Annotated in this window: 13 protein-coding genes and 1 riboswitch; all 13 genes read right to left on the bottom strand. The window is 29.7% G+C overall.

Annotated elements, in window-relative coordinates; genetic code table 11:
- Positions 1-294: 294 nt before the first annotated feature.
- Positions 295-957, bottom strand: a complete 663-nt coding sequence (locus tag DMR38_RS02530) for an MgtC/SapB family protein (RefSeq protein WP_065077077.1) — start codon at positions 955-957, stop codon at positions 295-297.
- A gap of 398 nt (positions 958-1,355) precedes the next feature.
- A complete protein-coding gene (locus DMR38_RS02525) occupies positions 1,356-1,838 on the bottom strand; it encodes a PilX N-terminal domain-containing pilus assembly protein (protein ID WP_127719855.1) in 483 nt (160 codons plus the stop codon).
- A 24-nt stretch (positions 1,839-1,862) separates the two neighbouring features.
- Positions 1,863-2,387 carry a type II secretion system protein gene (locus tag DMR38_RS02520; RefSeq protein WP_127719854.1) on the bottom strand — a complete coding sequence of 175 codons (525 nt, stop codon included), beginning with the start codon at positions 2,385-2,387 and terminating at the stop codon, positions 1,863-1,865.
- Positions 2,388-2,404: 17 nt separating this feature from the next.
- Complete coding sequence (locus DMR38_RS02515; protein ID WP_127719853.1) at positions 2,405-2,764, bottom strand: type II secretion system protein; 360 nt, start codon at positions 2,762-2,764, stop codon at positions 2,405-2,407.
- A 27-nt stretch (positions 2,765-2,791) separates the two neighbouring features.
- Positions 2,792-4,213: a type II secretion system protein gene (locus tag DMR38_RS02510; protein ID WP_175412904.1), complete on the bottom strand. Its 1,422-nt coding sequence runs from the start codon at positions 4,211-4,213 to the stop codon at positions 2,792-2,794.
- A 28-nt stretch (positions 4,214-4,241) separates the two neighbouring features.
- Positions 4,242-4,970 (bottom strand): type 4a pilus biogenesis protein PilO, encoded by a 729-nt coding sequence (gene pilO, locus DMR38_RS02505; RefSeq protein ID WP_127719851.1) that lies wholly within the window; start codon positions 4,968-4,970, stop codon positions 4,242-4,244.
- Positions 4,957-6,195, bottom strand: coding sequence for a hypothetical protein (locus DMR38_RS02500; RefSeq protein WP_243124414.1), 1,239 nt, complete (start codon positions 6,193-6,195; stop codon positions 4,957-4,959). Before DMR38_RS02500 ends, pilO begins: the two co-directional genes overlap by 14 nt.
- A 214-nt stretch (positions 6,196-6,409) precedes the next feature.
- On the bottom strand, positions 6,410-7,603 hold the full coding sequence (locus DMR38_RS02495) for a type II secretion system F family protein (protein ID WP_127719849.1): 1,194 nt from the start codon (positions 7,601-7,603) through the stop codon (positions 6,410-6,412).
- Entirely contained in the window at positions 7,600-9,276 is a 1,677-nt protein-coding gene (locus DMR38_RS02490) for a GspE/PulE family protein (protein ID WP_127719848.1), read from the bottom strand. Before DMR38_RS02490 ends, DMR38_RS02495 begins: the two co-directional genes overlap by 4 nt.
- Before the next feature lie 64 nt (positions 9,277-9,340).
- Positions 9,341-9,856: a type II secretion system protein gene (locus tag DMR38_RS22470; protein ID WP_127719847.1), complete on the bottom strand. Its 516-nt coding sequence runs from the start codon at positions 9,854-9,856 to the stop codon at positions 9,341-9,343.
- A 365-nt stretch (positions 9,857-10,221) separates the two neighbouring features.
- Complete coding sequence (locus tag DMR38_RS02480; protein ID WP_127719846.1) at positions 10,222-10,971, bottom strand: A24 family peptidase; 750 nt, start codon at positions 10,969-10,971, stop codon at positions 10,222-10,224.
- Positions 10,972-11,024: 53 nt separating this feature from the next.
- A riboswitch (cyclic di-GMP riboswitch) is annotated at positions 11,025-11,108 on the bottom strand.
- A 68-nt stretch (positions 11,109-11,176) separates the two neighbouring features.
- Positions 11,177-12,544, bottom strand: a complete 1,368-nt coding sequence (locus DMR38_RS02475; protein WP_175412903.1) for a GGDEF domain-containing phosphodiesterase — start codon at positions 12,542-12,544, stop codon at positions 11,177-11,179.
- Positions 12,545-13,189: 645 nt separating this feature from the next.
- Positions 13,190-13,756: a dTDP-4-dehydrorhamnose 3,5-epimerase gene (rfbC, locus tag DMR38_RS02470; RefSeq protein ID WP_127723866.1), complete on the bottom strand. Its 567-nt coding sequence runs from the start codon at positions 13,754-13,756 to the stop codon at positions 13,190-13,192.
- Positions 13,757-13,943 lie beyond the last annotated feature (187 nt).

Below are 13,943 nucleotides of genomic sequence, written 5' to 3'. Positions count from 1 at the left end.
TATATAAAATTTTGACTTAATATAAAAAAATTGCGAAGCAATGAATTCACAATGCACGATGCACAGTTCACAATTAAGGATGATTTTCTTCCATTAAAACTTCAGAAAATCTAAAATATAACACCATTGAAGCAAAGCTTCAATAAGTTTTAAATTTAAAATTTTTCGCAGCACAGCGGAGAAAAATCTACCGAAATTGTGCATTGTGAATTCATTTAGGTCGTAATTTTTTTAAACTGCAAAAGTTGAGTTAATAAAAAAACAAATTATATTTCTTCTTGTCCCTAAAAAACTTTATTCTATGTTTACGTCCCTTACATAAGGAATCTTCAGAAGACTTACCATCATATCCTTCATTTCATTTTGATTTCTGCTATAAACTTTAAAGGTAATCCTTACTTCTAAATCCTTATTGGTTTTATTATGATGCCTGTTAACCTGAATATTAGATATTTTCATTTTTGAATTTTTTAATATATCCAGTGTAGAATTAATACCTTCTTCTGATAAATTTGCCCTTCCAATAGAATATACCTCGTTTTTTTGAAGTTTGTTGAATATTTCAAGTCCTATAACTATAAGCACTGTAGCTCCCACACCAGGTATATACATACCTGCACCAATTGCTATACCAATACCTGCTGTAGCCCACAGTCCAGCTGCAGTAGTCAGTCCTCTTACAAACTGGTGTTCCACAATAATAGTTCCTGCTCCCAAGAAACCAACACCGCTTACAACCTGAGCAGCTACCCTACTTGGATCTAATGATACCGAATTCATACCAACTAAATCCCAAAATCCATATTTAGACACAAGCATAATAAGGGCACTTCCAACTGCTACGACAAAATGAGTTCTAAGTCCTGCTTGCTTAGAGTGGCTTCTTCTTTCAAATCCTATTAAAGCCCCAAGTACTCCCGAGAGTACTAGCCTGAGTATCATTTCCCATTCTCCCATAGTATCCCTCCAATTTTAGCATTATAGATTTAATTATAATATATATGGCAGATAAAATACATATTTTTATAAAAACTTTTATAGAGTTTCAATGTAGAAAGTTAACTTATACCAGCCATGTAGTGACAAATTTTAATTAGAGTTTTCTAACTTAAAAATCAACTTATACGCAGACATATTTTTAAGTTAAGAATTGATAATTAAGAATTAATAGTGGAGGTCAATTTGAAACTTATTGGATCTTTGCGTAAGTGGCGCTATGTTTTAGATTTTCTGAAGTGCTAACGAAAGAAAATCATCCATAACTATTAATTCTTAACTCTTAATTTTTAATTACTAAAAATATTCGGAGAATAAGTTGATTTTTTTGCTTAGAAACCCCTACATTGAAACTCTATTCAGTCTTCTACCCGTCTGGAATTTATTGTATAAGATGTATACTTGTTATCTGTATAAACAATAGATACATTTACAATTATAGTACAAGTTTCAGCACCATAATTTCCTTTAGAATAGACATCAAATGTATAGGTCTTTATATAATCACTATCTTGCGGCATTGAGATATCGTGCATAAGTCCAGCTTTATATGCTTCCATATTGTCATTATAAAGACCAGCTTTGTTATAATTATTAGTTATAGTATTCCCTGAAGATATATCAAGTTTATTGTTCTTAATATTGTTTTTAATATCATCATTGACATAATTTATAAAATCATAGATACCTGTCTCAGCACTATAATATGCCCTTGTTTTATCAGAAGTATCTGAAGCTGCTCTATTGCTTTTTATACTAGTATCTACCATAAATGCAGCCAATAAAAAAGTTACTGTCATAATAATAATAACAACTATAAGGGCAGAACCTCTTTTTTTCATAAATATCCTATTTCTCCTTACAAATTAATTTGCCTGAACATTAATGGCAGTAGAACTTTTAATCTGTATATTCCCTTCTGAAGCTGAAATACGTATGAAAATTAATCCATCTTTATACGAAAAATCAACTGAATCTATATTGGAACATTTATTCTCATCTTTATCCTGAAGTACTTTGCTTTTTATATTATAAAGTATGTTAGAAGATGCGTTTGAAATCAAATTAATTTCATCTTCATTAGTTCCACTAGCATTACTTACAGTACTAACTTTAATTTTGCCATTTTCATCTCTAGAACCTAACCTAAGAACAGTATCTCCATCTGAAGATTTTAAAATCTTAGTATCATTAACTGAATCATAATTTCTTATTTCATCTGTAAGCATATTTAAAGCTTTATTTGCATTATACTGGATATCTATATTATTTTTAAAATTAAAAGATTGTCTTATTTGAGAAAAAAAAGTTTGATAAAGATATACCGAAAATATAGAGAATATAGCCAAAGTTATCATGAGTTCTACTAAAGTAAATCCTCTCTTTTTCATACTAATGTCCTACCACCTTATTTTTTTAAAAAATGTGATTTTAATACCACTTCATTTTTATCACTATAAATACTGTCCCTAACCCTTACTGTAATTTCAAAAAGATTAGGCGAATCAGCTTTAACCTGCATGGAACTTATATTAACATAGTAACCATCTATATTTTTATAATCACTGCCTTTATATTCACTGCTGTCCGGATTATTTTTACTTTTTTCAAGACATTTCTGTGCTTCCATCATCATATTTTGCCTTAAAACCTGTTTGTTTACATTTTTATTAGCTGCAATATTAAGTCTAATAACAAAAGCAGATAACATTATAAATACACCGATAGCCATCATTACTTCTATATAAGTAAATCCTCTTTTCTTCATTTTAATCCCTGCTTCTAACAATATCATTTATTTTACCTCAGTATAAGCATACTTATTTCCAGTATAATCTATACCATAAATAGCATAGCCAGTGGCATCTGAAAGTACATCTACAATAACCGTTCCTTTGTAATCAGTAACATAATTTCCCGGGGTAAGTTCTATAACTAATGAATTTCCATTATCCTTGTCAAAATTATAGGTATCTGTCTTTATGCCAGTCCAATCCGGTATATAGGAATTTTTTAAATTCAACTGCTGAAGTTGATTTTTTGCCAGAGACTGCAGCACAGTAGTCCTATTGTAGGTACCCTGAGGATATTTATCATAAGCTGATTTAAGATTTGCAGCAAGGTTATTCTTTAGCATATCAGTTGCAGATTTCACATTATTTCCTAATACAGCTGTCATTTCAGGTGTCACTTCTGTAGAAAGATTAATTGGAGTTTTATAAACCATTTTGCCGCTCTTATCAACCCCGTACACCACATATCCCATTGGATTTTTGCTCATATATGCAACTACAGTACCCGGGTGATCGGAATATTTACTATCTATATTTGAATAATCTGAAGGATTAGCATTGACTATTATAGAATAATCTCTATTTATGCCAGGGTCTCCATTAGTATGATACCCATCATCATCAATTGCATCCTTATTCAAATAATATGGATTGACAATATGCTTTGAAGCATTTCCCGGAGTAAATTTATCGATCAAACCTTTATATAACGGTCCCTGGATTACTTCATAAATTTTGTTTTCAGGCACTCCCATTATTATCCTTCTTATTGCATCAATTCTTATATAATTGACCACTTTATTTACATTCGTTTCCATACCAGAATCAGTATTTGTGTTTGTGTTTTCATTAATAACCGTAGAAGCTTTAAATTTAATGATATATGGATTAACTCTCTTACCATCGCTGTCTATTCCATATAATGCATAGCCTCCAACTTTATCCTGGGTACTTCCATAGACAATAATTACTACATTGCCCTTAACATTTTCTCCAGCAGGTAAAGTGCTGTTATTAACTATTGCATCATTATCTTTTGGTAAAGCATTAGAAGAATAGGAAAGTAAAACAGATGAATTTCCAGACAAATCTTTAGTAATAGACTTGCTGCTATTAAAAGGATTTATTAAAGAATTACTTCCTGAAAAATTAGAATTCATATCTGTTTCAATATTTTTTAAAATAGCAGTAAGAGCCTGCTCTTTTGTTTCATTTCCATTGACAGCAGTTTTATATGCACTGCTGTCTTTTGCACATCTATTTTCAAGATAAGTTCTAACTAAAAGCACACTGGTGCTTACACTATTATTTTTTGACTGCAGCTTAAGAGCTCCTACCTTGGGCACCAAAATTATGGAAAGCAATCCTATGATTGATAATACTATCATAATTTCTATTAATGTAAAACCTTTTTTTCTATTCACAATCCGCACCCCTTACAATCAAAAAATTTTACTTGAACATATCAGCTATACTGTTAAATCCCTGTTTTTGGCTGTCATAAAAAACATAATTATCGGGAACTTTTGTATTGCTGCTTCCGCTGCCCTGTACATACTGATAAAAAATAATTTCTCCGGGAAGTTCATCTCCATTTTTTTTAGCATTACCAATAGATTTATTACTATTATCCTTGCTAACTTTTTCATCAGAACTCTTTAATTCACCATTGTTCAGTTCTTCATCATCACTAGAACCAATAGTAATGCTTTTTACATTAAGCTTTCTTTTGGTAATAGTATTTAGATTTCTTATAAAATTCTCTATATTTGCCTTGTTTCCTGTAATCTTTAAGTCTATTATAAGAGTATGAAAATTATTACTATTTGAACTGCTATCCCCATTCAACAATTCAAAAGAGATATTTTCTCCATTTACTCCAAATGACTTGCATCCATTATAAAAATCATATATAAGTTGGGGTGTATCTATTTGTTTAGGAACCATACTATCAAAACTAGAAGTCTTCTGTCTCAACTTTTTTAACTCCTGCTGCTTAGTCTCAATAGATTTTTTCTTAGCCTTAAGAGAATTTAATTCTTTTGTTTTTAAAGCATACTTATTTTTAGCCTGCTTCACCGTATCTAATTTGTAAGTTATAAAATATGTATAAATCACATAATTAAATCCTATAAACAATATTGCTATTAAAATCATCAAATCCCTTTTATTTTTTTCCATCTTTATTCACGCCTTTATATGATTCTAATAATTTCAATTTCAGTGTAACCTCTTTTACATTATCATTAAGATCTACCTGGGGAAGCTCAACAGGCTCAAATGCATTCATAGAATTTATTGCCACAATAAGTCTGGCCGCATCTATTGTATTTTTCTCCACATCAAACACAACATTTATATTTTGTTTATCCATGGTAATGGCTTTTATAGTTACATCTTTAGGTAAGCCATTTCTCAAAGTTTCTAATACTCCTATGTAGTCGAAATCATCGCCTTCAATTTTCTTTATATAATTAGCTTTATCCTCATAAGCTTTATTTTCCTTATCTAATTTATTCACATCATTTTGTACACCACTTAAAGCAGCTATCTGTGAATCTATGTTCAAAGTATCATACTTTAATAAATTTAACTTTGTATATATAAGTGCTGCTCCTATTATAATAATAGTTATTAAAAAAAATAATTCTATTTCATGTATAATTAACTTATTTTCAAATTGTTTCTTCTTATTTTTTCTATAAAACCTATCAAGAAAATCTATACTTTTATTATATATATTTTTTACAGGTATAGAATCTCCAAGTATATCAGGATATATGTTTTCATCTACTGTACTCTTTTTAATTAATTTTGACGCTTTAATATTGAATCCTATATTAGTCTCTATTGAAGTTTGAGTACTAATAAGCTCGCAAAGCTTTGAATTTGTACAAAGTTCTCCTAATACATATATCTTGTCAATCTTACTCCCAAAATGCCTTGTTGAATAAAAATTAAAAAAATAATCAATACTTCTCATTAAGTCACTAAAGTCTTCATCCTCTGTTTCATTTAATATATTGGAATAAAGAAATATTTTTCCTTTATCCAGTATAGTTAAAGTCGTCTTTTCTACATTTGCATCTATGACAGCTATACTGCAATAATCTTCATCTAAAAACAAATTTGATACGGAATCAGGATATATTCCTATTGACTGTGGAACCAATCCACAATACTTTATAAAATCCAATACCTGCTTTAATTTTATTCTAGGCACAACTGCAAGCATAATGGTCATTTTATCCTTATTAGTTAAGGAAATAACCTCATAATCATAAAGATATTCATTCATGTTAACAGAAAAATACTCTTCTATATTATTCTTTATAAAACCTGCAAGTTCCTTTTTATTCATAACTGGAGTCTCTATTATTCTTGTTATAATACTTTCCCAATTCAATATTATTCTTACATTTTTATTTCTAATTTTTAACTTTTCCCTAATACTTTTGATCTTATTTAAATTATATTCATCAGCATAGGGTTTTCCCCCAGAAATAAATTCATTCTTCTCATGTATTCTACTTACTTTTTTTATTTTTATTTTGTTTATTATCTTGGACGCAACAGCTACATCCGCATAATTTTCCTTAAAACTAAATATAATTTTTATTTTATTTCACCCCCTGTGCCATTTGAACTATAGGTAATGCTACTCCTAATATAACTACTCCAACAATTAAACCTATAACCAGAGTTAAAATAGGTTCCACAAGTGACATAATTCTAGCAACTCCTGTCTCTACTTTTTCATCATAAATGTCAGCCAGTTTAAACATAATCTCATCAAGTTTACCTGTTTCTTGTCCTACTCTCATCATCTGGGTCACAAGCGGCTTAAAAATATTCTCACTTTCAATAGAATCAGCAAAAGTTGTACCCCCAACTAGCTGGTTTTTAACTTTATCCATTTTTTTCGATATAAATACATTTTCTACAACAAGCTGCACATTATCCATTATAGTTATAATAGGGATTCCAGAATTCAAAAATATTCCCATACTTCTGGTAAACCTAGCTGTTATAATGTCTAGCTTAACATCTCCTAAAATAGGAATCTTTAACTTAAACTTATCAACAAAATATGCAACTTTAGAAATTGTATTTATGTATTTGAAAAAAATTACTGCTATAATCGTACAGATAATTATATACATATAGTTATTATCAAAAAAATTCATAATACCAAGTACAATTACTGTTATAGCAGGTAATTTCATGTCTTCAAATAGGCCTTTTATTTCAGGAAATACAATAAAATTAAAGAATACAAGCATTCCTAGTGCTACAATTAAAATTAACATAGGATACACAGCTGCACTTTTAATCTTACTTTTTATACTGGCCTCTTTTTTATAAAAACTCTCCATGTTATATAGTACGGTATCTAAATTTCCACTGATTTCTCCTGTTTTGACCATGTCAATTAGTAATTTTGGAAATTTACCGCAGCTTTCCATAGATACATCCAAGCCATTTCCTTTTTTTATACTATCTGTTATATTTAAAATTATTTTCTTCATATTCTTATTTTTAATTTGCTGCTCCATTATTTCAAGCCCATTTAAAAGACTTATTCCTGAATTTAAAATCATAGCAGTTTGCCCACAAAAATTAGCCAAAATTTCATTATCAAGCTTCTTATCTAAAAACTTAAATCTAGATAAACTAAACTTTTCTTTTACGTATATTACTTTTAAACCTCTACTTTTCAAATTTCTAAATGCTTCATCAGCATCATTATCTTCAATTTCTTCCTTTATTACATTAAATTCATCATCCCAAGCTTTATATATAAATTTTTTCATATATCATCTCCATAAGTAGCCCTTAACATTTCTTCAACAGTAGTTATACCCTTTAACACCTTATTTATACAGGATTTTCTTAAAGTATTCATGCCCTTATCCACAGCTAATTTTTCAATTTTATTTTCAGTATAATCTGTATCTATAATATTTTTAATGTCATTATCTATTTCAAGTATTTCAAATATACCTATTCTTCCCCTGTAACCTGTACTATTGCACAAGCTGCATCCTTTACCTTTCTTTAGTTTAACCGGTTCTTTAAGTCCAAGTATTCTCATTTCTCTCTCATCACTCATATATTCCTCGGCACAACTTGGGCATATCTTTCTAACCAGTCTCTGAGCTATAACGCCTGCTAAAGTAGAAGATATAAGAAAAGGCTTTATACCCATATCAAGAAGTCTTCCAACAGTTCCTACTGCATTATTGGTGTGGATAGTTGATAGTACCAAATGTCCTGTAAGTGCAGATCTTATAGATATTTCCGCTGTTTCATTATCCCTTATTTCTCCTACAAGAATTATATCCGGATCCTGCCTCAATATACTTCTTAAGCCGCTGGCAAAATCAAATCCTATTTTAGTATTTACCTGCATCTGATTAACACCTTTTAAATTATATTCCACGGGATCTTCTATCGTTATTATATTTTTGGATACATCGTTTAATATGTTTAATATAGAATATAGAGTTGTAGTTTTACCACTTCCCGTAGGTCCTGATACCATTATTATACCATAGGGACTTGCAATCATTTTCTTTAGTTTGGTTAATTCATCATTTTCAAGGCCAATTTTTTCAAGATTCATTGAAAAGTTGCTCTTATCAAGCAATCGCATTACAATTTTTTCACCTAAAATAGTTGGAATGGTAGAAACTCTAATATCTATTGTATGCTGCTTAACTTTAAAGTTAATTCTCCCGTCCTGGGGTATCCTATTCTCAGCTATATTTAAACTGGCCATTATCTTTACCCTGCTTATTACAGCAGAAAGCATATCTATATCCGTTCTCATAATTTCCCTAAGCATACCATCTACTCTGAATCTAACTCTCATTTCTTTTTCATCCGGTTCTATGTGAATATCCGAAGCATTGTATAACATTGCATTTTCAATTATAGTATTTAGAAATTTTATAACTGGTGCAGCTGTTTCGTCAGCTAACTCCTCATCACTTTCTACCGTTCTATTTACAAAGTTTTTTCTATAATCCTGTACTGCTTCTTGTGCCTTACTTTTTCCATAATATTTATCAATATTTTTCAATATACTATTTCTAAGCGCTATAGCTGTCTTAACATGATAGCCTGTTGCTACTTTTATATCCTCTATGGCAAAGTAATTTAAAGGGTCACTCATAACTACAAGTAAAGAGCCGTTTACAATGTCTATGGGAATAGCCTCACGTTTTTTTGCGGTACTTACAGGTAAAATATCTATAATATTCTGGGATACATTGATATTATCTAAATTTATCAAAGGTATGCCAAGCTGTTCTTTTACTGCATTAACTATCTGCTCATCTGTTGTAAATCCCATATTTACAAGTACTTCTCCAAGTTTTTCACCTGATTCCTTTTGCATTCTGAGAGCCTTCTCCATAACTTCTTCAGTTATAACTCCCTCATCCACAAGTATCTGTCCCAGACGTTTTTTTATTTTTGGCATAATAAACACCCCTAAAAATCATTATATTATAAAGAACATGGAAAAACCATGTTCTTTAATTGCTTTATTTAACTTTAAATGTTTGAGTAAGATCTCCACCTTTATCAACACCAAAAACAACATATCCATCCTTACATACATAAATTACAACTTCACCATCGTTAACACCAGTACTGCTTGGACTTACGGTATCTACTTTATTATTTGTTTCATCTGATGACTTATCAACAACTGAAACTGATGCATTGTCTTTGTTAAAAGGATTAACTAATTGTTCACTTGAACTTGAACCGGTAGGTACAAAAGTTGATGAATCTAAACTAAAATTTGATGCTATTGCTGTTTTCAAGGTAGCCGCATTCAAGTAGCTATCAGCTCCTCCACTATTGGTAACCTTCGTTTCCAAGTAACCCCTTACAGTATTTACATTGGTAGTTACACCTGCATTTTTAGAATTGTTCTTAAATATTTGAGATTTAGGAATCAAAACTACAGCAAGTATGGCAATAATAGCAAGCACTATCATGAGTTCAATAAGTGTAAAACCTTTTTTCTTTTCTAATTTCATTACATTTTCCATAGGCTTTCCATCCCTTCTTTAATTAAAATAGCTCAATAGCTCAACTTTTCCATATATGGAATTTGGGCTTAATATAATAAAATTGCGAAGCAATTAATTCACAATGCATGATGCACAGTTCACAATTAAGGATAATTTTCTTCCGTTAAAACTTCAGAAAATCTAAAATATAGCACCATTGAATCAAAGCTCCAATGAGGCTTTAAATTTAAAATTTTTCGCAGCACAGCGGAGAAAAATCTACCGAAATTGTGCATCGTGAACTGTGAATTGTGAATTCATTTAGGTCGCAATATTTTTAAACTATGAAAGTTGATTTAAAATAACATATTATAAATTAATATATGTCTTACATTGTCCTCTTGTTATAAATACCAACTTACAATATTTTGCCCCAAAAATACTGTAATAATAGATGCTATTACAATAAATGGTCCAAAAGGTATGTAATCTTTTCTCGACTTCTTTCCTGACAAAATAAGTATTACTCCTGCAGTCGCTCCTATAATAAAGGACAAAAACAACATTAGGAAAGTAAGTTTAAGCCCGAGAAACAAGCCGCACACAGTACAAATTTCTGCGTCTCCCCATCCCATACCACCTTTTGTTATGAGAATGATAAGAGCTAAAAGTCCACCGCCTACTATACCTCCATATACATATGTCTTTATAGGCAGACCGTTATAATAATATATTGCTAAAAATATAAATGCAGAAATCAAACCTACTACTGTGGTTTTAAAATAAATGTCCGTGGTATTCAAATCTATCATTCCTACCACAATCAAAACACTTATAAATACAATATACTTTACAATATCTATGCTAATTCCAAATTTAACATAAAGCATAGTATACAATAAACCAGTTGTAAACTCTATAATAGGATATCTTGCAGATATCTTCTCTCCACAATTTCTACATTGTCCCCTTAAAATAATATAGCTTACTATAGGAATTAGGTCATACCACTTAATCCTGCTGCCGCAATTTGTACAATGAGAAGGTGGATACACAATAGATTCCTGCATTGGTATTCTATATATGCATACATTTAAAAAACTTCCTATTATGGTTCCAAAAACAAAAACAATAATACTACAATAAATATACATATGCACTCCATTTTTAGGGTTAAATAAAGCCTTATGATTATAAAAAAATTTTATGATCATAAGGCCGGTTGCATCATTAACTCAATACACACCAGATGCCCACATAAAGTGCGTATTTCATTGTTTCCCATTAATATATTAAGTTACTTACTATGATTCTACCATAAATTTTATAAAAATATAAGTGTTTTCAAAATTTTGTACTCTATTTTTTACTTTCTGAAAAAATACTATTACCTGGCTTACCAAATTTTGATGTTTTCATAAAACTTACAAGATCATTAGAGCTAAGAGGTTTTCCAAAAAAGAAACCCTGTACATTAATGCAATTAGCTTTTTCTAAACATTTAAGCTGCTGTTCCGTTTCCATGCCTTCTGCCACTACCTCCAAATTTAAGTCCTTTGCAAGATTGATAAGATGTCTTACAATAGTAAACTTTTTTTCAGATTTATCTATACCATTAATAAAAGATCTATCTATTTTTATGCCATCTATAGGCACACTGTACAGGTAATTTAAAAATGAATATTGAGTTCCAAAATCATCAACAAATATTTTTATTCCCATATCTTTTATATTTCTCAAGGCAGATGTAATTTTTTCAGTAGAATTAATAGCCGTCCTCTCAGTTATTTCAAAATTAATATATTCAGGCTTCACCTGAGTTATTTCCAATATATTTTTAATAAAAGTAATAAAAAAATCATCTTCAAATTGTCTTATAGACAAATTAACAGACATAATTAAATGGGAGTATCCAAGATTATGAAGTTTTTTTGCCTCAAGGCATGCCATATAAAAGACCACTCTGCCTACTTTATTTATTTCGCCATTTTTCTCTATTCCATCAATAAAATATGAAGGTGTTAGTATCCCAAACTCTGGATGATTCCATCTGATAAGAGCTTCTACTCCATAAATCTCACCGCTGTTAACGTTTACCTGTGGCTGATAATATAATATGAACTCATGATTAATGAGGGCGTCCTGTATATCAGTTCGAATTTTTTCTTCCATAGCATTATTTTCATACATATTAACATTAAAAAATTCATATGTGCTGCCGCATTCTTTATTTGCACAATTTAGAGCTATACTTGCATATTTAAATACATTACTAAGCTTCACATCGTCATAGGGATATAAAGAAATCCCAAGTTTTATTTCCAATTTAAATTTTTTATCTGCCAATAAAAATAAATCTTCATTTATTTTCATTATTCTTTTTACAATCTCTACGGAACTGCGTCTAGATTTTATATTAGGTACTATAATAAGCAATATGTTCCCGCCAAACTTATAAATATATGATTTTTGATTAATAATAAGTTTTATCCTGTTCACAATATTATGCAATAAAACATTGCCATATTTGTACCCTAATATATAATTGCATAAGCCTAAATTAGACACATTAAGAAGACATATTGAGAAGCTATCTTTTTCCTGCACATATTTATGCATAAATTCATCAAAATTGTATATAGAATAATTCAAGTCATAATTATAAGGTAAGAAATTCTTTTTCATGGACAATATATCACCGCCCTTATATTTTGATAAATGCTCCAAAATATAGCTAATTCCATATTTTAATAACTTATTATATCATACATTTTACTTAAATTCAAATTAATAGTTTAATTGTATTAAATTAACTTACAGTTTTAAGTTGATTATTTAGACATATTTTAACTTTTCTAAATAAAATTAAAACCACCAATTAGCTATCATATAACTAACTGGTGGTTAAGCAAATCCTAACTCTTTTGAGTACTCTGACCTTACCTGAATATTCATCACCCTTTTTCAATTACCATTACAATGTATTAATACACTATAAAAATTTAATTTATTATTTTTCTTAAAACACACTTCTAAAAAACTTTAATTAACTTTCTAACAAAAGACTTACCTTTAAAACTATACTTCTTTATTACATAATACTTTAATCTAAACTTACCAAATTTCATACATTCTTGTTGAACATTCTTACAAATTAAATATCCACAAGTACTTTTCAGATATTCCTTATAACTTACTCCAGTGAATATTTAATCATATTTACTTTCGTTCTAAATAAGTGTATTAATATCTGATTTTTTAAACTTTCTACTTCTTTAAAACAATTTCCTTAGTACTCTTTTCGAGTTAGGATTGCTAGAAGAAGTTATATCTTTCTTCTTGGTTTTATTATATAGTAAACGTTTATATAAGTCAATACTTTTTTATTTTATTTTTGCACTCCTTCAGTGTAGGCCATAATTTATCTCTTTCAGAAAAAATAATATTGTCAATTCCCTCAAGAGGCCATTTTATATTTATATCAGGATCATTCCATATAATACCACCTTCATCTTCAGGATGATAAAACTCAGTGCATTTATAGCAAAATTCTGCTTCGTCTGAAATAACTAGAAATCCATGGGCAAATCCCTTTGGGATATAAAATTGTTTCCTGTTTTCTTCAGATAGTGTAACCCCTATCCATTTCCCATAGGTAGAGGATCTCTCTCTTAAATCTACAGCGACATCAAATACCTCCCCTTTTTCTACTCTCACCAATTTTCCTTGAGAATAATTTTTTTGAAAGTGAAGTCCCCTTAAAACACCCTTTTTAGATTTAGATTTGTTATCCTGAACGAACACCTCATCAAGACCTGCCGACTTAAAATCATTATAGTTATACGTTTCCATAAAATAACCTCTATTATCCCCAAAAACACCTGTTTCTATTATGTACACACCTTCGATATCTACTGATTTAAAATTAAATTTACCTATTTCAATCATATCCCTTCCTGTTCAATTCACAATTCACAATTCACAATGCACAATGCACAATGCACAATGCACAATGCACAATTGAAAGTTCAAATAACAAATATCAAATGTGGAAAGTTTTCTTCCTGTGTCAGAAAATAATTATATTGATTTTACCTATAGCAAAATTTCATTATTTGTTCTTTGA

The sequence above is a fragment of the Clostridium sp. AWRP genome (assembly GCF_004006395.2).
Taxonomy (GTDB): Bacteria; Bacillota; Clostridia; order Clostridiales; family Clostridiaceae; genus Clostridium_B.
This window is presented reverse-complemented; position numbering and strand designations above follow the sequence as displayed.

Coding starts and splice junctions, on each gene's coding strand:
- DMR38_RS22470 (WP_127719847.1), bottom strand. CDS start 9,856: ATGGAAAATGTAATGAAATTAGAAAAGAAAAAAGGTTTTACACTTATT.
- DMR38_RS02530 (WP_065077077.1), bottom strand. CDS start 957: ATGGGAGAATGGGAAATGATACTCAGGCTAGTACTCTCGGGAGTACTT.
- pilO (WP_127719851.1), bottom strand. CDS start 4,970: ATGGAAAAAAATAAAAGGGATTTGATGATTTTAATAGCAATATTGTTT.
- DMR38_RS02490 (WP_127719848.1), bottom strand. CDS start 9,276: ATGCCAAAAATAAAAAAACGTCTGGGACAGATACTTGTGGATGAGGGA.
- DMR38_RS02515 (WP_127719853.1), bottom strand. CDS start 2,764: ATGAAGAAAAGAGGATTTACTTATATAGAAGTAATGATGGCTATCGGT.
- DMR38_RS02480 (WP_127719846.1), bottom strand. CDS start 10,971: ATGTATATTTATTGTAGTATTATTGTTTTTGTTTTTGGAACCATAATA.
- DMR38_RS02520 (WP_127719854.1), bottom strand. CDS start 2,387: ATGAAAAAGAGAGGATTTACTTTAGTAGAACTCATGATAACTTTGGCT.
- DMR38_RS02525 (WP_127719855.1), bottom strand. CDS start 1,838: ATGAAAAAAAGAGGTTCTGCCCTTATAGTTGTTATTATTATTATGACA.
- DMR38_RS02495 (WP_127719849.1), bottom strand. CDS start 7,603: ATGAAAAAATTTATATATAAAGCTTGGGATGATGAATTTAATGTAATA.